Below are 22304 nucleotides of genomic sequence, written 5' to 3' on the forward strand. Positions count from 1 at the left end.
CATTCTAGCGACTCTTCTTGATTTCGACAAATAATTGTGCCGCCTCTCTTGTTTTTCCCTAGCTACTCGCTTAGAATTGACGGTAGCGAAAGGAGTTACCTATGAACTCATTACAATTATTTACAGCGGCTTTCAGCAAACCGCAAACTTTAGCAGAAGGCAAAAAAATGGCCTTTTGGAAAGTCGTCTTATATGTTGTTTTTCTAAGCATGATCCTCAGCATCCCTGTGGTGGTCCAAGTCATTCGCTCTTTCAACGATGTCAAACAGGACAGCCAAGAGATTGCCACTAAGATTCCTGATTTTGAAATCAATGATGGCAAGCTGACGACTGCTCATACAGGTGAAGGGTTTATTTACCAAACCAATTCGATTATTTTTACCTTTGATCCGGATGGTCAGCGCACGGAACATGATATCCAAAATGATGTCATTGGCAATGCAGTGGCGGTTGCCTTTCTTCAAAATGAATTTTATATTGCCCTACCTGACAATGGCTTACTGAGTGTGGCTCTAGGCAATAGTCATTTTTCACTGGCTTACAGCACTGGCCAATTTGATGGTCTAAGTGGTCAAAAAATTCGTGAAGCCTTAAATCAAACAAGTCTCCCATTTTGGAGTTACTTGCTGATTTTTGTAGTAACACTATATCCGGTCTTTATCAATTTAATCATCAATTTGCTTTTGATTAGCATTGGGGCCATTGTCTATTCCAAGCTGCGGTTACTGCGCCTGCGTTTCTTCGATTGTCTGAAAATCGTCGTTTATGCGGCCACTGTGCCAGCGATTCTGTCAGTAATTTTACAAGTGCTGTTACCAAGCTTTGATGCCAGCCTATTTATGATTTTGCTGACGCTCTTCTACTTCTACCGAGCAGTTCGGGATGAACCACGGATGGAACTGCCGCCAATGTAGCTGGCGACACCTTTAAAAAAACTTTCTTTTTTCCCTCATTTTTTATGATATGATTAGACACGTATAAGACACGTGTCTTTTTTATTTTGAGTGAGGAGTGTTGAAATGGGAGTCTTGACCCAACGACAAAATACACGCCCCGTAAAAGTCGGAAATTTGACGATTGGCGGGAGTAATGAATTATATATCCAAAGTATGTGTACGACCAAAACCGACGATGTCGCCGCAACAGTGGCCCAGATCAAACGATTAGAGGAAGCTGGCTGTCAAATCGTGCGGGTGGCGGTACCGGACGAAGCCGCGGCTCATGCCCTAAGCGACATCAAAAAACAAATCGATATCCCCCTAGTGGCGGATATCCACTTCGACTATCGCTTAGCGCTATTAGCCATTGAGGCTGGTGTTGATAAGATTCGGATCAATCCTGGTAATATTGGCCGTAAAGACCGCGTTGAAAAAGTCGTAAAGGCTTGTAAAGAAAAAGGCATCCCGATTCGTATTGGAGTCAATGCAGGTTCCTTAGAGAAGAAATTCTTGCAACAGTATGGTTATCCAACAGCCGAAGCCATGGTGGCCAGCGCTGTGGAACATATCCGTATTTTAGAGGAATTGGATTTTTATGATATTATCGTCTCCCTTAAAGCCAGTGATGTTCAACTGGCAATTGAGGCCTATACGCTAGCAGCTGAAACCTTCGATTACCCGCTGCACTTGGGTATCACTGAAGCCGGCACACAATTTTCTGGAGGCATCAAATCAGCTGCAGGTCTAGGGGCCTTGCTGGCTAAAGGTATTGGAAATACCTGCCGGGTCTCTTTATCCGCTGATCCAGTGGAAGAAATTAAAGTCGCTAAAGAAGTCTTGAAGGCGTTTGGCTTGGCTAGTAATGCCGCAACGTTGATTTCTTGTCCAACTTGTGGCCGAATCCAAATTGATTTGATTCCAATTGCCAACGAGATTGAAGCGTATATTGAGAAAATCAAAGCGCCTATCAAGGTTGCTGTTTTAGGTTGCGCCGTCAATGGTCCTGGTGAAGCGCGTGAAGCGGATATCGGCATCGCTGGTGGTGCCGGTAAAGGTATGCTCTTTAAAAAAGGCAAAATTATTCGCACCGTGCCAGAGGAAATCATGGTGGCGGAATTGAAAAAAGAAGTTGATCTACTAGCTGAAGCTTATGCCCGCGGCGAAGAGATTTAAATAATGAAGGGATTGGGCTAAGCTCAATCCTTTTTGATTTTTCAAGGGGTTTGCTACAATACAGGTGAGGAGTGAGGACATGAAACCTATTATTTGTTTGATTCAATCATTGAAACCGGAACAAGTTACTTATTTAGCCGAACAGTATCCTACTTACAGCATCGTGCCCGTTACGGAACTGACCACTGAAATGGAAGCCAATGTCGAAATCACCCTGGGCTGGCAAAAGGAATTAGGCGAGCGGCTCTTAACAAATTCTCGCTTGAAATGGATTCAAGCCATTTCCGCTGGTGTGGATTCCTTCGATCAAGCTGCCTTAGCTGAAAAAGGGATTCTTTTGAGTAACGGGAGCGGCATCCATACGACTGCTATTACTGAACACGTTTTAGGAGTTACCTTAGCCATTTTCCGGGGCTTACCACAAGCGGTCCTACAGCAGGCCCAACATGAATGGCAAAATCAGAGTCTGCCCTTTGTCCAACTGTCTGGAAAAAATATGTTAGTCATTGGTACCGGCCATATTGGCCAGCAAGTTGGGAAAACCTTCCAAGCGCTGGGTGTCCACACATATGGCGTCAATACCACCGGTCATTCTGTACCAGGGTTTGAGGAAACCTACGCGAGCCAAAATCTATTGAAATTCGTGGCAGATATGGATATCATCGTCAATATTTTACCCCTGACAGATGAAACCTATCATTTGTATAATCAAGTCTTCTTTGAAGCAATGTCTCCAACTGGAATTTTTATCAATGTCGGCCGTGGTCCTTCTGTGCATACCGCTGACTTAGTCACTGCCCTAAACCAGCATGAATTGGCTTATGCGGCTTTAGATGTTTTTGAAGAAGAACCATTACCAATTGATCATCCCCTTTGGACCATGGAAAATGTCCTGATTACGCCGCATCATGCCGGTGTCACAGAGCATTTTCGTGATAAGATTTTTGCGATTTTCCGAGACAACCTTGCACAGTATCAAGTAGATGGCACGCTGAAACGCAATCAGATCCAACTAGACCGTGGTTACTAAACTGTATATCTTGTTTTTGACAGAAAACACCCGCTAAGTTAACGTAGTTCGTGTATCCACCAAAGGCCTTTGTTCTAGCCTTTGAAGAGTGGTACATTACTCGCCTAACTTAGCGGGTGCTTTTTTACTTAGTTTTCCAAACATTCTGTTAGCGATTTTGTGGTTTGATTTTCGTATCAACCTTGTGCCCATCGATTTCCTTTACGATATAGATGGGTCTTTTTTTCGTTTCCAAGAAGATTTTGCCAATGTATTTGCCAATAATCCCTAAGCACAGTAGTTGTAAACCGCCGATAAAGAGAAAAATTGAAACCAGTGACGGCCAACCATCTGTCGGATCACCGAAGACTAAGGTACGAATCACGATAAAAATCAACGCAATACCGGAAAATAAGCAAGAAATTCCGCCAACAAAAGAGGCAATATTCAAAGGAGCATCGGAAAAGTTGACGATACCATCAATGGAATAATTGAACAAGCTCCAAAATGACCAAGAAGTCTCCCCGGCAACGCGCTCGCGGTTTTCATAGGGCAAGTATTCCGTCTCAAAACCCACCCAAGAAAAGATACCCTTAGAGAAGCGATTGTATTCCGTCAATTCCAAAATTGCGTCAACCATTTGGCGGGTCATTAAACGAAAATCCCTGGCGCCATCTACCATTTCCGTATCGGCAATTTTATTGACCAATTTGTAAAACATACGGGCAAAGAAACTACGAATCGGCGGTTCTCCGGTTCGGTCAACTCGGCGTGTTCCTACACAATCAATATCCTTTTCTTGAATCAACTGCAGCATTTGCGGCAGCAACTCTGGTGGGTCCTGTAAATCAGCATCCATCACTGTGACAAAATCCCCCGTAGCATGCTGCAAGCCGGCATACAGCCCAGGCTCTTTTCCAAAATTACGGGAAAAGGACAGATAGTGCACATTTTGATTTGCCTGCTGTAAGTCACGCAATACTGCTAAAGTTCGGTCTTTCGAACCATCATTTACAAAAATATATTCAAACTCAACTGCCATTTCTTTACGGACGGTTTCTACCGCTTCGTAAAAATAAGGCAACGATTCCTCCTCGTTATAACAAGGAACCACTACTGAAATTTTCACAGCTTTCGCCTCCAATCATCTTCTCGATTATAGCACATTCTCCTTCTTATCAGCACTATCAAACAAAAATCTACTTTGTTTATTCATTTGCAAACGATTCGCTTTGATGTTAATATAAAGATAAACAAAAATGCAGAAAGTTGGTGTATTAACAAATGAGTAGCGAAAATGTTTATGAAGTTACCGATTATATCCGCGGTTGGTACCAAGACCAAGAACAGTACCACTGTCTCTACTGCTCTCAAACTTTTAAAGAAGGCTTAATCTATCCTTACGAGACGCTGCAGCAAACTGCGCAACACGCGATCCAGCAACATGTGACAACGGTGCATGGCGGGGCCTTCCAAGGATTGCTCTCATTGGGACGTACAGCTTCTGGACTTAGCGAGATGCAGCAAGAAATCTTAACGCTCTTCGGTCAAAACTTAAAGGACCCTGCCATCGCCCAACGACTGGGTGTCAGCACTTCCACCATTCGCAACTATCGGTTCAAATTAAGAGAAAAGGAACGGCAAGCGCGGGTTTTCACCAGCTTGATGACGTTACTGGAGACTACTCCATGCCTACCGCCTCATCAAGGGGCAACGATGCTAGATGACCGTTATCAAATCACAGCAGAAGAAAGACAACGCGTACTAGCAACCTATTTGGATGCTGATGGTTTTGTTCAGCAATTTCCAAGCAAAGAAAAACGTAAAATCATTATTCTGAGTGAGTTTAGTCAAGATTTTGATCCGCAAAAAAATTACTCAGAAAAAGCAGTCAACGATATTTTAAAGCGTCGGATTGCCGACTTTGCCACCGTTAGACGCTATTTGATTGAGTACGGTTTTCTTAAACGAACCAAAGACGGGCAAACTTATTGGCGTTCGTAATTTCAGTAAAAAATGACCTCCAAGCTTTAAAGTTTGGAGGTCATTTTATGTGCTGCTACATATTCATATTTCCTATTGCAATGGTTGCCAATGCCAATCAGCAACTTCTGGCAGGTCCGTCCCCACACGACGGGTATATTCTTCATGTTCGGCTAACTTTTCATCCATCTCTTGGATAATGGCAGCGTATTGGCTAGCTTGCGGCAAGCTCAAGACGGCTGATTTCACTAAGTGGAAACGATCCAGATGGTTCATGACCCGCATATCAAATGGCGTGGTAATAGCGCCATTCTCTTCATAGCCATGAATCGTCACATTGCGATTGCGCCGGCGATAAATGAGATTTTGCAGTAGTCCCTTATAACCATGGAAGGCAAAAATCACTGGTTTATCGGTAGTAAACAACGCATCAAATTCAGCATCCGTCATACCACCAGGATATTCTTCCGGTGTCCGTAGTTTCAAAATATCCACCACGTTCACAAAGCGGATCTTCAATTCTGGCAAGCGTTCATGTAATAGTTGCACAGCCGCTAGTCCTTCTAATACTTGGATTGGTCCAGCGACAGCTATCACAACATCAGGTTCACCTGCTCCTGTTGAAGCCCAGTCTACTAAACCAGCACCTTTTTCCACAAAGGTCCGCGCTTCTTGCAAACTAAACCATTGCGGTGTTGGTTGTTTCGAGGTTACCACTAAATTGACCTTGTGCCGGGTTTTCAGCATTTTCTCCATAATCACTAGCAAGGTATTGGCATCAGAAGCTAAATACTCACTAATAACGTCCGGATGTTTGTCAGCTAAATGACCTAAAATACCGGGATCTTGGTGCGTAAAGCCATTGTGGTCTTGTTGCCAGACGATAGACGAGGCAATTAGATTTAAGGAAGACAGTTTTTCTCGCCAAGGTAATTCGTTGGTGACCTTCAACCATTTTTGATGTTGCGTAATCATGGAATCCACCACTCGCAAGAAAGCTTCATAACTAGCGAAGAAGCCGTGACGACCAGTCAAGACGTAGCCTTCCAACAAGCCTTCATCCATATGTTCACTGAGAATTGAGTCAATCACGCGGCCAGATGGTGCTAAATATTGGTCTTGTGGTTCCTCAATTTTTTCTAGCCATTGTTTCCGCGTTTCCTCAAAGACGGGATTTAAGCGGTTTGACAAGGTTTCATCGGGACCAAAGATGCGGAAATTATGATTGGCTTCATTCAGCGTCAAGACATCTTTGATATATTCTCCCATCACGGTCATATCTTGAGCTTCGACACCGCCGCGGACATGGGTATCCACTTCATACTCGTTGATTTCAGGTAATCGTAAAGGTGTTAACACTTTTCCCCCATTGGTAACTGGATTTTGCGCCATCCGTCGGCCCTTTGGCGGCAAGATGGCTTTGATGTCATCCACTAATTGTCCATCATCCGTAAATAGTTCTTCCGGACGATAAGACTTCATCCAGCTGACTAAATGATCCGCATGCTCCATGTGTTCACGGTCAATCGGAATGGGCACTTGGTGGGCCCGGAACGAACCTTCGATTGGATCGCCGTCCCAAATCTTTGGACCAGTCCAGCCTTTAGGGGAACGGAAAACAATCATAGGCCAAATTGGTAGTGTCGCGTCTTGTTTACTGCGGGCATTTTCTTGAATTGCTTGGATTTTTTCAACTGCTTGATCCAGTGCCGCCGCCATTGCTGGATGCATTTTTTCAGGATCATGGCCTTCAACAAAAATAGGTTCCCAGCCAAGGCCTTCAAAATATTTGGTCAATTGTTCATTAGGAATCCGGGACAACAGCGTTGGGTTGGCGATTTTAAAACCATTCAGATGGAAAATCGGTAAAACGGCACCATCATGAATAGGGTTCAAAAACTTATTCAGTTCCCAAGAAGTTGCCAAAGGACCGGTTTCTGATTCACCATCACCCACTACAACAGCGGCAATCAAATCCGGATTATCTAAAACCGCGCCTGCCCCATGCATCAAGGAATAGCCCAGTTCGCCCCCTTCATGAATGGACCCAGGAGTTTCGGGTGCCGCATGGGAAGAAATACCACCAGGGAAAGAAAACTGTTTGTATAACCGTTTCAAGCCGGGAATATCTTGGGAGACATTGGGATAGATTTCGCTATAACTACCATCCAAATAGGCATTCGATACCATGACTTGTCCGCCGTGTCCCGGGCCTTCAATGTAAAACATGTTCAAATCATACTTGTTGATGATTCGGTTTAAATGCGCATAAATAAAGTTTTGTCCGGCAATTGTGCCCCAGTGACCCACAACCTTGATTTTAACATGCTCTGGTTTGATGGGTTCCTTCAGCAGGGGATTATCCAATAAATACAATTGTCCTACTGAAATGTAATTGGCAGCGCGCCAATAAGCGTCCACCTTGTCTAAATACTCTTTAGAAGAAAAATCCGTTGTCATCCGTCTTGCTCCTCTCTTATTGCTTTAAGTCTTCCTCGTTCTTCGTAAATTCATAAATAGGCTCATCCTTTTGCGGATCATAATCCACTGTCAGGTCGTAGCCTTTAAAAAACCAGTCATCTGTTTGTTCAATAAAATAAGTGATGCCATCAATCTTGGTCTCAATAAAGGCATCATCGGGTGTATCCACCGACATGCCCATGGAAAAGCCTTCGTGAACAGCCGTTTTCCCATATACTTTCCCGTAAAAACGCACGCCACTACCAGGCTGAACTTGTACTTCCTCTTTGAACCATTCGTGTGCTTTTGGGGTAATCGTTAATTTCATCTTGTGCACTCCTCACTAACAAAAAATAGACGGTTCGTCCTACAGTCATTGTAGCACAAGCCGTCTATTCCCTTAGAGAATATGCTTATTTCTAGCGGTTACTCATTCATCTTTTCATCTAATAAATCGACATCATCGGTGCGTCCAATCACCAAAAGATTGTCATTTTCTTCCACCATTTCGTCAGCTGCTGGCGAGACAATCACGTTGTCTTTGCCCCGACGAATCGCCACCACCGTTAAGTTAAAGCGTTGACGGAAGTTAAGATCAGTCAAGGTGCGACCAAAGAATTTTCGGTTGGAGACTTTGACCTCTGCTAATGAGAAGTCGTCCGACAGCTCCAGATAATCCAAAATATTTTTTGAAACTAGATTATGGGCAATCCGCGCCCCCATATCACGTTCTGGATGGACAACGCGGTCCGCACCGATTTTTTCTAGCACGCGCGCATGGTATTCATTTTGCGCTTTGGCTAAAACATGAGGCACGCCCATCTCTTTCACCATAAGGGTTACCAAAATGCTGGCTTGGATATCTTCCCCAATCGCTACTACTACATGGTCAAAGTTACGAATTCCTAGAGAGCGGAGCGTCATCTCATCTTGAGCATTGGCAACGACTGCGTGGGTCGCAATATTCATATATTCATTTACACGGTCTTCACTGCTGTCGATGGCTAGTACTTCTTGTCCCAGTTCAATCAGCGTGCGGCAGACACTTCCGCCAAAACGGCCTAAACCGACAATTGCAAAATTTTGTTTCATCTTTTTCTCCTTAAAAAAATTACTACCTCCATTATAGCAGAGACCTGAAGGAAGTAGTAGAACTTCTCATGACCTGCAACCTACAATTGGTGGTAGTAATATACGCTTATTATTTGATTAAGCCATGTTTAAAGGCATAAATCGCCGCCTGGGTCCGATCTTCTACCTCGAGTTTCGACAAGATATTGGAAACATGGGTTTTGACTGTTTTCAAGGTAATGAAAAGCTCATCGGCAATTTCCTGATTGCTCTTTCCTTGTGAAATCAGCATTAGAATCTCCCGTTCCCGATTTGTTAAGTCTTCATGTAAAACGGGCTCATGTTTTTTAGACAAGCGTTCCATCATCTTATTAGTAACTTCTGGCTCCAATACTCGTTCTCCGCGGTAAGTCGCGCGAATCGCATCCGCGATTTCACTGGCACTGGAAGTTTTTAATAAATAACCAGCCGCTCCCGCTTCGATGGCCGGATAGACTTTTTCGTCATCAATAAAACTTGTTACAATAATAATCTTGGCTTGCGGCCAATCCTTCAAGATGGCTTTCGTGGATTCAATGCCATCCATCTCGTCCATCACTAAATCCATCAAGATTACATCTGGACGCAAATCAAGGGCTTTTTCATAGCCGATTCGGCCATTTTCAGCTTCCCCTACAACTTCAATATCATCTTGGATCGATAAGTAAGAAGACACGCCGAGGCGTACCATCTCATGATCGTCTACAAGTAATACTTTAATCATCCTTCTCCTCCTCAATCACCGGTACTTTGATTTCCACACTGGTTCCCTGTCCTTTGAAGCTAATGATTTTGATGGTGCCGCCCATGCCGGCGACCCGCTCGCGAATATTACTTAAGCCATAGCTTCCCGCCTTGTTTTCATTCACCTGCATATCAAAACCAACGCCATCATCCACAACCCGTAGTAAAACATTTCGGTCGATCTGATGTAAGTATACCTCAAGCTCCTCTGCTTTGGCATGTCGGAGGGTGTTGGAAAGTAATTCCTGAACGATTCGGAATAAATGATCTTCAATACTAGCTGGTAAGTGAACATCTTCCACATCCCAAGTTAGCCGAATTTGAATTTTAGTTTCCAGTTCCTTCAATAATTGCTCGATACCTTTACGTAGACTTTTGCCCTCTAAATTGACAGGACGTAAATGCAGCAGTAAGGCGCGCATTTCTGATTGAGAGGCATTGATGATGTTGGCGATCATCGCCAGTTGTTTCCGAAAGGGATCTGAAATCTCAATTTTTTGCGCCTGTTCATTTAAAGCTGATAACATCATCATCGCCGCAAACAACTGTTGGCTAACTGAGTCATGTAGCTCGCGGGCCAACCGTTTACGCTCATTTTCTAAGATTTCTTCCTTAGTCTGGCCCTCCATCAATTGTGGTCGGCTGGTCAAGACTTGTAGTTCCTTAGACATTTCCAGCATTTTAGCACTGATTGCCGCGATATCCTGGTCAACATCTGCAATATATTGATCATTTTTCGCATGAGGAACCGGCTTTGTGAGGCGATTGTTTTCATAACTCCCACTAGCGAGTAGCCGCAGCTTCTCTTCGATTCGACCATATTGGGCCTTCTGAACTAGCGAGATAAAGACAAAGGTCAACAATCCCACTACCAGCGAAATCACAAAAATATGCACTAACAGCGGCATATGAAAAATGCGCGCCCGAATTAGCTCCATAAACCATTCTTTTTGGTTACGGTAATAAAAGTAGGTAAATAATGTCCCCAGAACGACTAAAAAGGTGATCACAGCCGCGTAGATCGACAGCATCTGTCGTGAGATTCGTCCTATCATACACGGATCACCTCTAAATCACCAATCAGCGCGTTCGTTACCAAACGTAACCGACGCGGGTTGGTATCATAATCATTACTATAAAGCCGCAAAGACTCATTCCGCAGCTGGTAACGTTCATCATCAAACCCAACGGATCCTAAGAAGGTTGAGTGTTCTAACGAAATTGCCACGCCTGTTGGAACTAACACCCGAGTTCGGCCAAAGCCTTTTCGGATCATAATCACGCTATCCTGCTTTGGTAGCAAAGTATTACCTAAATCAATGATTGTGTCCCCGCTTAGCAAATTGATATTGATGTCGTCCCATTCGTAAATATTGGTGCCAATCCGTTCATTGGCAAACCAAGGGCGTTTGTACCGTTTGCCCCCCTTAGGACTATGATTAGTCGTTTCTACCATCACCATTTTTTTGCGATTCCAAGGAGCATGCTCAAATAATGGTACACCTGAAACTTCCACCCCTTTTAAGCCGACAAATAAAACCGCAAAGACAATCATGGCCCAAACTGCTGGACTACTTAGCAACCCCACTAAAATGGCAATTAAGCCTAGGATAAATTGAAATTGATTAAAGGAGGTACGGTGGACCTTCTTAGCGACGTAAAGCAAATTCATCACACCAAAGACCAAAATGATCAATAAAGGTGGATTATGGATCAACTGCCATAAGCCAAAAATGGCCAGCAGACTCTCAATGATAATAAAAAAACGCCAGGGATTGTTCATCTTTATTCCTCCTCTCGTTTCAGTATAACGTATCTCTATCTTTCATAGTAGCCGCAAAAGTCTTATCCGGCTATGGGACTTGAGACCGAAATATGGAAAAGGATGGCGCGACCTATTGAACTTGTCGCGTCATCCTTTCATAACAGCTCCGTCACCGGCAGCTGTCGGCCTATTGGGATCCTTTTATTTTACTTCGGTGATTTTTACGTTCATATCGCCGCCAGGTGTTGCGATAACCACTTCATCGCCAACGCGTTTACCGATTAAGGCTTTTGCAATTGGAGAATCATTGGAGATTTTACCTGAAAATGGGTCAGCTTCTGCACTTCCCACGATGGTATATTGTTCTTCCTCTTCGTCTGGTAGTTCTTTGAAGACTACTGTCTTACCTAAAGAAACTTCATCTGCATCAATGCCATTGTTATCAATGATTTGTGCAAAACGAATCATGTTTTCTAAAGTTGTGATACGGCCTTCGACAAAGGCTTGTTCATCTTTCGCTGACTCATATTCTGAGTTTTCAGAAAGGTCACCAAAGCTGCGAGCAATCTTGATACGTTCAATGATTTCGCCGCGTTTAACGGTTTTTAGTTCTTCTAATTCTTGTTCTAATTTCGCTTTTCCTTCTAGGGTCATTGGATATACTTTTTCTACCATAATTAAAACTCCTTCATTAACTAAATCAATGATACAAAGATTAGCACGCTTTCAAAAAAAAGTAAACGATTATTTGAAAGTTTTGCTAAGTAAGCCAGTACTCGAAAAAGAAGAAACCCCCTAAGGGATTTCTCACTGGTTGCGGCTATTGACATATTTATCAACGAGCACCTGATGTTCTTCATAGGTTTCCGCATAATAGACTTTACCGGTATCAATATCTGCTACAAAGTAGAGGTAATCATTCTTTTCTGGATTCAAGACTGCTTGAATCGATTGTAGGCTTGGATTGTCAAAAGGTCCCGGACCATAGCCAGGATTTTGATACAAGTTATAAGGCGAATCTACCATTGTATCTTCGATAGTTAAAAGCTCCTTATGCTCGCCTAAAGCATACAGCACAGAAATATCTGATTGTAGAGGCATATCAATCGCTAAGCGGTTAAAGAAGACTTGCGCAATATTGCGGCGGTCGCCTTCTGTGACGCCTTCTCGTTCGACTAACGAGGCAAGTGTCAGCACTTGTTGGATTGTTAAATCTTTTTCCTTAATTTGATCATAATAAGGTTTCAGGTTATCATCCATCGCCTTCACCATTTGTTCGGCTAGACTTTCCACCGTAGTCGTCTCATTGTACTCATAAGTAGCTGGGAACAAGTAGCCTTCTAAACGGTAACGAACGCCACTGGCTTTTGAGGCGCTATCTAACAGCGTTGGGTATTTTTCCAGCATCTTATCAAAGAAAGTATCATCTTTCATCAAGGCAATAAAATCATCCTTTTTGAACGGTGTTTTTTCCTTCTTATCATCAATCTGGTTAACCGTAATACTATTGGCAACATCCTCAATGGCTAAACCTTCGGGGATAGTAACCTTACCAGAAACTGGTGCTTGCGGTTCTGCGGTTCCGCCTTCTTGGAGTTTAGCGGCAATATCATCTAGGGTCATATCTGCTGCCAGATTATAATAGCCGGCTTGGAACCCGCTCCAGTTTTTGAACTTCGCATAATAGTTGAAAATCAAGCCGCTTTTAATGACTTTGTCTTCCTCTAAGATGTTCCCAATTTGTTTATTGGATGAACCAATTGGAATCTCGACTTGGACCGTTGCATCGTTTTTAGGATCTAACGGCTCCAGACTAGAAGTTACGTAGCGATAAACTGAAAAGCCTAAGACCCCGGCGATTACAATTAAGACGGTGACGACGATCAGTACAATTCGCGTCACAATACGGTCTTCTTTTTGACGGTTATTTTTTAAGTCCCGTCTTCCTCCGGTAGCTGGCATCTCTGTTTCCTCTTCTGATTCTGATAGTGGTTCAATTGGTGTTTCTGGTTCTTTAGGTTCTTTGGTTTTTTGACTGTTTTGATAACTTCTTCTAGAAAAAGTTTCTTCAGTTGGCTCCGAAAGTGGCGGTTGCTGGGTCTCTTCAGCCGGTGTTTCTGGCGTTGCCGACTTTTGTTCCTCGTCTGGTTGTTTCAAGGAACGTAAGACCTTATCCCGCAAGGATTCTTCCGAATGTTGGTTATCTTGGTTATCGTTTGCCAAAATAAATCCTCCTTGCTACTTCTCATAACTCCAACCATTATACATGATAGAGACTCAAAATTGAATAATTTTCCCTAAAAGTCTTATCACTTTGCGTTTTTTTAAGAAAAATCTGCTGGTGGTGTGGTGGTCTGACCAAATTCGTACGCCAAAGCGGCTAAGATTCGTTCACTGGCGTGGCCATCGCCATAAGGATTCCGCGCTTGGACCATCGCTTGATAGGCCGCTTCATCAGTTAGTAATCTTTTAGCCTCTTGGTACACAGTCTCGGTGTCGGTTCCCACCAGACGCAACGTGCCAGCCGCGACTCCTTCAGGACGCTCCGTCGTCTTCCGTAAAACCAATACCGGTACTCCTAATGAAGGTGCTTCTTCCTGTACGCCACCAGAATCCGTCATAATCATCGTCACTCGTGAGGCGATATTTTGAAAATCCTTCGCTTCTAGCGGCTCGATCAAATGGACATTTGCCAAGTCCCCTAAATATTTTTGGGCGACTTCCCGCACCCGCGGATTTTTATGCATAGGAAAGATAATGCTGGCTCGTTGTTCACTAGCAAGACGACGTAAAGCCGCAAAAACGTGGGCCATTGGTTCGCCTAGATTCTCTCGGCGGTGCATCGTGACTAAAATCGTTGGTTCCGTTAAATGGGCTAACAGGGGATGCTGGTACTCATCTGTTAACGTATAGCTCATGGCGTCAATCGCCGTATTCCCTGTAATATAGATATGTTCAGCTGGATGATGCTCTTTTAGGAGATTTTCTTTACTCAAGGTAGTGGGCGCAAAATAAAAATCAGCTAGCACATCAGTCAGTTGGCGGTTCGCTTCCTCTGGAAAAGGATCATACAGCTGCCATGTCCGTAAGCCCGCCTCAACATGCCCAATTTTTACCTGTTGATAAAAGGCCGCCAGTGCTGCTGAAAAGGTCGTGGTGGTGTCGCCATGTACCAGCAAAACATCCGGCTTATCCGCGGTAATCACAGCGCCTAGTTGCGTTAAGACGCGACTGGTGATATCCGCTAGCGTTTGTCCTGGCTGCATGATATTCAAATCATAATCGGGCACAATCGCAAAATCCGTCAATACTTGATCCAACATTTCTCGATGCTGTGCGGTAACTGCCACGATGCTTTCAAAACGTTCATCTTTTTCTAGCGCCTTTACCAAAGGGGCCATTTTGATTGCTTCTGGGCGCGTACCAAACACCGACATCACTTTTATCGTCATTTGAGTTCCTCCTGTCTTTTGTCAAAAAAAGCTGTGACAATCTGCCCCAGCTTTTTCATTATTTCTTCTTCATTACTTTATGGCGGAAATCACGATTTCCTAAAAACTTCAGTAAAAACATCAACGGCTGCCGGTCTTCTCCCACCAGCCCAATCAATTCAATAAACAGCTCCAAACCAATCGTCGTCGATAGAATCAACAAGATGATGGCCCATGTACTGGCATAATTCATCAGTAGTGCGATAAATGAGAAAACAAGGGCTAAGGCGTAGATTGTCAACACGGCTCCCCGGTGAGTAAAGCCAAGCGATAATAAGCGGTGATGTAAGTGCATCTTATCCGCAGATGAGATTGGCTGCTTGTTAATGTAGCGGCGAATCATCGCAAAAACGGTGTCTGTGATAGGTACACCTAAGATAAACATCGGTGTGATCACGGTGATAAAGGTCGCGTTCTTTAACCCTTGAAGGGAAAAGACCGCAATCATAAAGCCTAAAAACAAAGCCCCCGTATCCCCCAGATAAATCGTAGCGGGATAAAAATTGAAAGGAAAGAACCCGATAATTGAGGCAACTAAAGCAAAAATCATGATGGAAATAATCACGCCCTGCTCCTTCAAAAAGAAGTAAGCAATAATGCCAATCGTTGATAGGGCAATAATCGAAACCCCAGAAGCTAGTCCATCCAGACCATCAATCAAATTAACCGCATTCGTGATGGCTAATATCCAAATAATCGTGATTGGTAAACCCCACCAGCCTAAATCAACTTTACCAATAAAGGGGATGGAGATCGTGGCAATGCGAATCTCAGCCCAAAAATAGACGACTAAAGCTGCTAATGTGATGCCCAGTGTCTTTTGCAAGGGCTTGAGCTCCCAAATATCATCGATCAACCCGGTGAGAATCACCACCGTTGCTCCCGCCAAAATTGGGACGCTGTAATCATAACTGATTACGTCGCGGAACAAATAAAGCACCGCAAAACAAAAAGCCAAGTAAATAGCTAAGCCACCCGCCGTCGGCATCGTTTTTTTATTGATGCGTCGCTCTCCCGGCTGGTCGGCTGCTCCGATTTTAAAAGCCAGCAGTTTGATCAACGGAGTCAAGATCATGGCGATAATCATAGTGATAAATAATTTTACAATAAATTCAAATGCAAATGACATCTGATTCCCTACTTTCAAGCTCAATCTCTTACATTATAGCAAGAATTTCGAGAAGGTTTATTTCTGTCTATTAAACTTCTGTTTCAGTTTTGTTAAAAAACGTGCAATCAAGGAGACGCGTTCCACCGCTTCGTGTCCACTGGTATACTCTTGGACTACGGCGTTGATGATTCCGCCTAAAATCAGAATCGTCGCGGCAAAATTTAACCAAAACATCAGAATAATAAACCCGCCGATGATTTGATAGCCTGCTACCTTAGCCGTAAAAAATTTCGTATAGATACCAAAGACCTGCGACAGTAATAACCAGCCAATCGTTGCGAAAACTGCTCCTGGTAAGATGTCTTTTAAACGGACCTTCGCATTGGGCACAATCAAATAAATCAGCATCATAACAATAAACAAGCCCAGCGCTGTTAAAGGCCATTTCAAGGACTCAAAGGTATCAATCAAATTGCCGGAAAAGCCTAGAATTGGTTGCAAGGCATCTAAAATATTTTGGCCAACGCCTAGAATGCCCACTACGCCAACCAAAGCAATCAAAAACAAGACAATGACCACCAAGCTCATTAAACGCACGACAATGAAATTACCACGAGACTCAACACCATAGGCTTTGTTCATGGCAATCTGCAAGGCGTTAATACTCTGACTAGCACTCCACAACGCCGCCAGGGCGGAAATCGACAGGAGCCCGCCAGAGCTTTGTGTCAACAAGTCTGATATCGCACCACTCAGCGTATCATAAATCGACTCCGGCATAATTTCCTGAACGTAAGGCAGCACCTCATTGGGATCAATTTGCAGATAAGGTAAAATATTACCTACCGCAATCAAGAGCGGAAACAAGGACAACAGCAAATAATAAGCGACAACGATGGAAGTATTGCCCATCTCGGATTCCACGATCCGCTTTTGCGTAGTTTCAATAAACCGCATCAAGTTTTCGTTTTTCTTTACCTTGTCCAATAATCCCATACCCTACTCCTTCTAATAAGTGCCTTCTTCCCCTTGTGAAGTCAAAATTTGTGGACCTTCTTTTGTAATGGCGATTGTATGTTCAAACTGACAGCTCAAGCCACCATCTAAGGTATATGCAGTCCAACCGTTAGGATCCATCTTCATACGCCAAGTGCCGGTGTTCACCATTGGTTCAATTGTGATGACCATACCCTCTTTCAAGCGTAGGCCTTTACCTGCTTCACCGTAATGGGGTACAGCCGGTGCTTCATGGATTGTAGGGCCAATGCCGTGACCGATAAAGTCGCGAACAACGCCGTACCCTTCACCCTCAACATAAGTTTGGATGGCATGGCCAATGTCCCCAATACGATTACCAACTTGTGCTTGCTCGATACCTTTGTATAAAGCATTGCGGGTCACTTCCATCAATTTTGCCACTTCTGGTGTGGCTTCGCCAACTACATAAGCCCAGCAAGAATCTGACATAGCGCCTTTCAAGTCGATACACATATCAACTTTTACGACATCGCCCTTTTTCAACACTTCCTTGCGGGGAAAGCCGTGACAGATTTCGTCGTTCACACTGATACAAGTTGCATATTTATAGCCTTCAAAGCCAATCTGCGCCGCAACGCCGCCATGGCTCTCGATAAAGTCACGGACGAACACCTCAATGTCCCAGCCAGTGATACCTGGTTTGATAAAGTCGCGTAAATGACGATGGACATCTGCTAATAATTCGCCTGATTCATCCATCATTTCAATTTCTCTTGGTGATTTTAATGTGATCATGTTCTTCTTCTCCTCCTGAATCCTTTCTATTTTAGCACAAATGGCTAACTCCTTACAAATCAAGTGTTAGCGAAATTCACAAACAGCTTTTCTTCACTTTGAGGGTCTGTTATAATTTAGTCCGTAACCATCTTTCAGGAGGCATAAAAATGACATTAGCAAAAATCGTATATGCGAGTTTAACTGGAAACACAGAAGAAATCGCGGATATCGTTGCAGAAGCATTTGAAAATCTAGATTTAGAAGTTGAAATCAATGAGTGTACACAAGTTGAAGCAGAAGACTTTGAGGATGCTGACATCTGTGTCGTTGCGACTTACACATACGGCGACGGTGAATTACCAGATGAAATCGTTGATTTTTACGAAGACTTACAAGAACTAAACCTAGCAGGCAAAATCTACGGAGTATGCGGCTCTGGCGATACATTCTATGATGAATTCTGTAAATCCGTCGATGATTTCGACGCCGTCTTTGCCAAAATCGGTGCTACTAAAGGTGCTGAAAGCGTCAAAGTCGACCTAGCAGCCGAAGAAGAAGATATCGAAAACTTGGAAGCCTTCGCTAAAAAACTAGCTGCAGCTGCTGAGTAGTTTGCTACTTCTAGCAAACCAACAAAATTAGTCAAAAAAATCGACCAACTGTTTTTAGCAGCTGGTCGATTTTTTGATTGATTTTTTAGATATTCGTTCTTTAGTCGATTGCAATCGTTAATTCACGGTTCAAGATTGAATGGATAGAATCATTAATCAAGACTTCAATTTGTTCATCCGTTGGGTGGATAATACCAGATGACATTAGAGAGGCGATTCCGGTTGCTACAATCCAAGTACCCATGTGGAGTGATTCGATTTGTTCTTCGGTCAAATCCTTGAATTCAGGGTCTTTCTTCACCGCATCTGTAAACAGATGGTAAGAAAATTCCTGCATCCGTTGTCCGCCACCGTATTCTTCCAAATACAAGGCACGATACAATTTATTTTCACGTTTGGCAAAGTGGATATAGTTCAACGCTAAGTCAATGATCGTCCGGCCAGTATGTGGTACTGGGAACACATCAGTTGCCAAATATGTATGGATTTTATCGAACAACGCTTCCTTTAGGTCATCCATATTTTTAAATTCTAAATAGATTGGTTGTGTCGAACATTTCATTTTGCTGGCGATATTTCGCGCAGTAAACCGTGAAAATCCTTCAGTCGCTACTACGTCATAAGCTGCATTTAAAATCTGATCTCTTGTAATAGTTTTTCGTCTAGCCATCGTACTCTTCCCTTCTGTTAACGAATGAACGCTTTCAAATTTCTATTTATAGTTATTGTAACACGTTTTTTTAAATTCGCAAAATATGTTCTCCAATTTTTCTTTTGTCTCTTTATGCGTTTACATATCAAGCCTCGATTATAACATTAAAATTATATGTGATATTTTTTAAGAGTTTTTATCGTTTGTCACTCTCATCCATTCATGTTATCATATTTATGGTTATTTTAATTGATTGAAGGAGGAATTTTGGATGGTATTACCTAATTTTCAAGAAGATTTAGAAAAATATGCTCGTTTAATCGCGGAAGTTGGCGTGAACGTTGAAAACGGCCACACCGTTGTTTTACAGATTGCCGTTGACCAAGCACCTTTGGCTCGGTTGATTGTTGCGGAAGCCTACCGCTTAGGTGCGGCTGAAGTCCAAGTACAATGGACCGATGATGTAGTTCAAAAAGAATTTCTGACTCACGCAGCGGAAGACCGCATTACTGACATTCCACAATACAAAGTGGATCAAAGTGATGATTGGGTCGCAAAAGGGGCTAGCCGCATTAGTGTGGTCTCCTCTAACCCTGATGCTTTAGCTGGTGTCGATACCGACCGGGTAGCGGCTTACCAATCAGCCAGCGGTAAAGCTATGATGAATTTACGCAAAGCGACCCAAGCGAATAAAGTCAGCTGGACAGTCGTTGCAGCGGCTGGACCTGCCTGGGCTGCCAAAGTTTTCCCTGATTTAAAAACGTCTGAAGAACAAGTCGACGCTTTATGGGATGAAATCTTCAAAACAACTCGGATCTATAGCGCTGATCCAGTAGCAGCTTGGAAAGCTCATGATGAAACCTTGGCTAACAAAGCCGCTGAATTAAACAAAGAACAATTTAGTGCGTTACATTATACTGCACCAGGAACGGACCTAGTGATTGGTTTACCGAAAAACCATCTTTGGGAAGGTGCCGGCAGCTTCAACGCTCGCGGTGAAAAATTTATGGCCAATATGCCGACAGAAGAAGTCTTTACCGCGCCAGATAGCCGCCGTGTAGATGGGTATATTTCTAGCACCAAACCATTGAGCTACGCTGGAAACACTTTGACTGGTATGAAATTCACTTTCAAAGACGGGAAAGTCGTTGACTTCTCTGCTGAGCAAGGGGAAGAAGTTTTAGCAAAATTACTGGATACTGATGAAGGCGCCAAACATCTTGGTGAAGTCGCTTTGGTTCCAGATCCATCTCCAATTTCTCAGTCTGGTATCACCTTCTACAATACCTTATTTGACGAAAATGCTTCTAATCACTTAGCATTAGGCTCCGCTTATGCTTTTAGCATCCAAGGCGGAACTGAAATGACGGATGAAGAATTAGCAGCAGCTGGCTTAAACCGCAGTCAGACTCACGTTGACTTTATGGTTGGTTCAGACCAAATGGATATCGACGGAATCCGCGAAGACGGCAGCCGAGTACCAATCTTCCGCAAAGGCGATTGGGCTTAAAGCTAAAACAAATTCAAAACAAATTCAAAACAAATTTAAAACGCCTCGAATCAAATGATTCGAGGCGTTTATTTTTATTTAGCATCTAGTTCAATGACCCGGTCAACAAAGTCTTCATAAAACTCAGCTTCGTGGGATACTACAATAACGGTGCCGGCAAAAACGGCTAAAGTGTCTCGCAAGTTTTCCTTCGTATCTTGGTCGATATGATTGGTGGGTTCATCCAAGATCAAGAAATTGCTCTTCTTTAGGGTCATCTCTGCCAATTTCACCTTGGTTTGTTCGCCCCCACTTAGTAATTTCAACTCTTCTTGCGCTAAAGTCGCAGGTAGCCCCGCCCGTGAAAGTTGACGGCGCAGCTCCTTCGTATTAGCTTTAGGATAACGATCACCTAGGTATTGCAGCGGTGTTTGCAAGGGGTATTCCCAGTCTAATTCTTGTGAGAAATAATTGATCTTTGTGTGTTGCGGAAAGTGGAAGGTGCCTTCTAAAGCCGGAATTTCGCCTAAAAGTGTTTTAATCAGCGTAGACTTCCCAATACCGTTGAAACCACGAATCGCAACCTTTTCACCATAACGAATCGTTAAGTTAATGGGCGCTAACAGTGCAGTTTGGTACCCAATCACTAAATGATCTGTTTCTAGCGCTAAAGTCGTCACGATAGGCGCTATAGGAAAATTCAAATGCGGTTTGGGCGTATCAGCAGGAGGCGTTAGTCGATCGATTTTGGCTAATTGCTTTTCACGACTTTTGGCCATTGTGGACCGGGAACCAGCTTTATATTTCCGAATATAGGCTTCTGTCTTTTTGATGTGGTCCTGTTGCGCCTCATATTGCTTCATATAACTTTCGTTTTGGAGTTCTTTCAACTTCAATGATTTTTCCAAATTGCCATTGTACTTCGTGAGTTTACCAAACTCGATATCAATGATCTGTGTGGTGATTTGATTCAAAAACTGGCGATCATGAGAGACAACTAGATAGGTTCCATCAAATTGTTGCAAATATTGAACTAACCATTTAATATGCTCATCATCTAAATGGTTAGTTGGTTCATCCAAAATCAACATGTCGGGTTTTTCTAACAGCATTTTGGCTAAAATCAGCTTTGAACGCTGACCACCGCTAAGCTGTTTCAAAGGGCTTTCCATCCCTAGAACAGCGATTCCCAAGCCTTCAGCTAAATCATTGATCAAAGTATCCATCTGGTAGAATTCTCCTTGATCTAATTGATTTTGCAATTCCCCCGCGCTAGTTAGCAGATTGTCATCATAAGTCTCTGCATATTGGGCATACAGCTCATTGATACGAGCCTCTTTCGCAAATTCATCCGCAAAAGCCGTCTGTAAAAACGTCCGAATCGTTTGCGTATCATCCACCTGTACATATTGATCTAAATAGCCCATCTTTAGATTCTTAGGAAAATTCACATAACCGTCATCTGGTAATAACTCTCCAGTAATAATCTTGATCAACGTACTTTTACCTGCTCCATTTCGACCAATCAGTCCCACATGTTCCCCTCGATTAATCTGTACACTAACATCCTCATATAATACTTTATCCCCAAATTGTTGGGTAATATTCACTAAACTTAACATTTTTCTTTCCTTTCTTATTTGAACTACTACTCAAGGTAACGGCAGAACTTTTTTAACTATACCATCGAAAAAAGCGCCATTACTTCACTTATCTATCACACTTGCTTAAATCAATGAATTTTAGATGAATTAGATAAAAAAAAGCTGCGGACTTAAGCATAAGTCCACAGCTATCGAAAACCGGTTTATTTAGGCATGCTAAATAAACCCCGTTTTCGATGAAGAAACGATCCTTGATCGTCAGCTCTTACCAATGCTTCATCTGATTCCATTGTTAAGAGCGACTGTTCTGACAAATTTGAAATAATAATGCTGCCACATACTAATACTCTCCTCTTCGCCAAAGCGATCTGGAATAAAGAAAAAAACCGATCAATAATGATCGGTTCTG

General features: G+C 43.1%; 22 protein-coding genes. 6 read left to right on the forward strand and 16 right to left on the reverse strand.

Annotated features, from left to right (window positions below):
- The first annotated feature begins 101 nt into the window (after positions 1 to 101).
- From ECA01S_RS12505 to ECA01S_RS12515, 3 genes are all read left to right on the forward strand, one after another.
- Positions 102 to 914 carry a DUF1189 domain-containing protein gene (locus ECA01S_RS12505; RefSeq protein WP_067396117.1) on the forward strand — a complete coding sequence of 271 codons (813 nt, stop codon included), beginning with the start codon at positions 102 to 104 and terminating at the stop codon, positions 912 to 914.
- Between the two features lie 105 nt (positions 915 to 1019).
- Positions 1020 to 2111, forward strand: coding sequence for a flavodoxin-dependent (E)-4-hydroxy-3-methylbut-2-enyl-diphosphate synthase (gene ispG / locus ECA01S_RS12510; RefSeq protein WP_067396120.1), 1092 nt, complete (start codon positions 1020 to 1022; stop codon positions 2109 to 2111).
- A gap of 79 nt (positions 2112 to 2190) precedes the next feature.
- The gene (locus ECA01S_RS12515) at positions 2191 to 3141 is read left to right on the forward strand and encodes a phosphoglycerate dehydrogenase (protein WP_067396124.1); all 951 of its coding nucleotides are present in this window, start codon (positions 2191 to 2193) and stop codon (positions 3139 to 3141) included.
- A 148-nt stretch (positions 3142 to 3289) separates the two neighbouring features.
- On the opposite strand, the gene ECA01S_RS12520 is transcribed toward ECA01S_RS12515, so the two are convergent.
- Positions 3290 to 4249 carry a glycosyltransferase family 2 protein gene (locus ECA01S_RS12520; RefSeq protein ID WP_067396127.1) on the reverse strand — a complete coding sequence of 320 codons (960 nt, stop codon included), beginning with the start codon at positions 4247 to 4249 and terminating at the stop codon, positions 3290 to 3292.
- Positions 4250 to 4404: 155 nt separating this feature from the next.
- Here ECA01S_RS12520 and ECA01S_RS12525 point away from each other — a divergent pair, with 155 nt between their 5' ends.
- A complete protein-coding gene (locus ECA01S_RS12525; RefSeq protein ID WP_067396131.1) occupies positions 4405 to 5124 on the forward strand; it encodes a DUF2087 domain-containing protein in 720 nt (239 codons plus the stop codon).
- 72 nt (positions 5125 to 5196) lie between these two features.
- On the opposite strand, the gene ECA01S_RS12530 is transcribed toward ECA01S_RS12525, so the two are convergent.
- The 12 genes from ECA01S_RS12530 to map form a co-directional block, all read right to left on the reverse strand.
- The gene (locus ECA01S_RS12530) at positions 5197 to 7563 is read right to left on the reverse strand and encodes a phosphoketolase family protein (RefSeq protein ID WP_067396135.1); all 2367 of its coding nucleotides are present in this window, start codon (positions 7561 to 7563) and stop codon (positions 5197 to 5199) included.
- Between the two features lie 16 nt (positions 7564 to 7579).
- Entirely contained in the window at positions 7580 to 7891 is a 312-nt protein-coding gene (locus ECA01S_RS12535; RefSeq protein WP_067396138.1) for a HesB/YadR/YfhF family protein, read from the reverse strand.
- Positions 7892 to 7989: 98 nt separating this feature from the next.
- Positions 7990 to 8655 carry a potassium channel family protein gene (locus tag ECA01S_RS12540; protein WP_067396141.1) on the reverse strand — a complete coding sequence of 222 codons (666 nt, stop codon included), beginning with the start codon at positions 8653 to 8655 and terminating at the stop codon, positions 7990 to 7992.
- Between the two features lie 109 nt (positions 8656 to 8764).
- On the reverse strand, positions 8765 to 9397 hold the full coding sequence (locus tag ECA01S_RS12545) for a response regulator transcription factor (RefSeq protein WP_067396145.1): 633 nt from the start codon (positions 9395 to 9397) through the stop codon (positions 8765 to 8767).
- Positions 9390 to 10472, reverse strand: a complete 1083-nt coding sequence (locus tag ECA01S_RS12550; RefSeq protein ID WP_067396148.1) for a sensor histidine kinase — start codon at positions 10470 to 10472, stop codon at positions 9390 to 9392. The genes ECA01S_RS12545 and ECA01S_RS12550 overlap by 8 nt, the downstream gene beginning before the upstream one ends.
- Positions 10469 to 11200 (reverse strand): cell wall-active antibiotics response protein LiaF, encoded by a 732-nt coding sequence (gene liaF, locus ECA01S_RS12555; RefSeq protein ID WP_067396154.1) that lies wholly within the window; start codon positions 11198 to 11200, stop codon positions 10469 to 10471. The genes ECA01S_RS12550 and liaF overlap by 4 nt, the downstream gene beginning before the upstream one ends.
- 183 nt (positions 11201 to 11383) lie before the next feature.
- Positions 11384 to 11857: a transcription elongation factor GreA gene (gene greA / locus ECA01S_RS12560; protein WP_067396156.1), complete on the reverse strand. Its 474-nt coding sequence runs from the start codon at positions 11855 to 11857 to the stop codon at positions 11384 to 11386.
- Positions 11858 to 11989: 132 nt separating this feature from the next.
- Entirely contained in the window at positions 11990 to 13405 is a 1416-nt protein-coding gene (mltG, locus tag ECA01S_RS12565) for an endolytic transglycosylase MltG (protein WP_067396159.1), read from the reverse strand.
- 101 nt (positions 13406 to 13506) lie between these two features.
- Positions 13507 to 14634, reverse strand: coding sequence for a non-hydrolyzing UDP-N-acetylglucosamine 2-epimerase (wecB, locus tag ECA01S_RS12570; RefSeq protein ID WP_067396162.1), 1128 nt, complete (start codon positions 14632 to 14634; stop codon positions 13507 to 13509).
- 58 nt (positions 14635 to 14692) lie between these two features.
- On the reverse strand, positions 14693 to 15802 hold the full coding sequence (locus ECA01S_RS12575; protein ID WP_067396165.1) for a glycosyltransferase family 4 protein: 1110 nt from the start codon (positions 15800 to 15802) through the stop codon (positions 14693 to 14695).
- Positions 15803 to 15859: 57 nt separating this feature from the next.
- Positions 15860 to 16780, reverse strand: coding sequence for a YihY/virulence factor BrkB family protein (locus ECA01S_RS12580; RefSeq protein ID WP_067396167.1), 921 nt, complete (start codon positions 16778 to 16780; stop codon positions 15860 to 15862).
- Positions 16781 to 16792: 12 nt separating this feature from the next.
- The gene (gene map, locus ECA01S_RS12585; protein ID WP_067396169.1) at positions 16793 to 17557 is read right to left on the reverse strand and encodes a type I methionyl aminopeptidase; all 765 of its coding nucleotides are present in this window, start codon (positions 17555 to 17557) and stop codon (positions 16793 to 16795) included.
- A 149-nt stretch (positions 17558 to 17706) separates the two neighbouring features.
- Between map and ECA01S_RS12590 the strand changes: the two genes are divergently transcribed.
- Positions 17707 to 18150, forward strand: coding sequence for a flavodoxin (locus ECA01S_RS12590; protein WP_067396172.1), 444 nt, complete (start codon positions 17707 to 17709; stop codon positions 18148 to 18150).
- 100 nt (positions 18151 to 18250) lie between these two features.
- On the opposite strand, the gene ECA01S_RS12595 is transcribed toward ECA01S_RS12590, so the two are convergent.
- Entirely contained in the window at positions 18251 to 18820 is a 570-nt protein-coding gene (locus ECA01S_RS12595) for a TetR/AcrR family transcriptional regulator (protein WP_067396175.1), read from the reverse strand.
- 253 nt (positions 18821 to 19073) lie between these two features.
- Here ECA01S_RS12595 and ECA01S_RS12600 point away from each other — a divergent pair, with 253 nt between their 5' ends.
- The gene (locus tag ECA01S_RS12600; RefSeq protein WP_067396176.1) at positions 19074 to 20312 is read left to right on the forward strand and encodes an aminopeptidase; all 1239 of its coding nucleotides are present in this window, start codon (positions 19074 to 19076) and stop codon (positions 20310 to 20312) included.
- A gap of 74 nt (positions 20313 to 20386) precedes the next feature.
- On the opposite strand, the gene ECA01S_RS12605 is transcribed toward ECA01S_RS12600, so the two are convergent.
- Together ECA01S_RS12605 and ECA01S_RS14465 are read right to left on the reverse strand one after the other, a co-directional pair.
- Positions 20387 to 21913 (reverse strand): ABC-F family ATP-binding cassette domain-containing protein, encoded by a 1527-nt coding sequence (locus ECA01S_RS12605; protein WP_067396178.1) that lies wholly within the window; start codon positions 21911 to 21913, stop codon positions 20387 to 20389.
- Between the two features lie 185 nt (positions 21914 to 22098).
- Positions 22099 to 22304 (reverse strand): hypothetical protein (locus ECA01S_RS14465; RefSeq protein WP_217994739.1); only part of this gene is annotated, 206 nt, incomplete at its 5' end.

It is taken from the genome of Enterococcus canis NBRC 100695 (assembly GCF_001544375.1).
GTDB lineage: Bacteria > Bacillota > Bacilli > Lactobacillales > Enterococcaceae > Enterococcus_H > Enterococcus_H canis.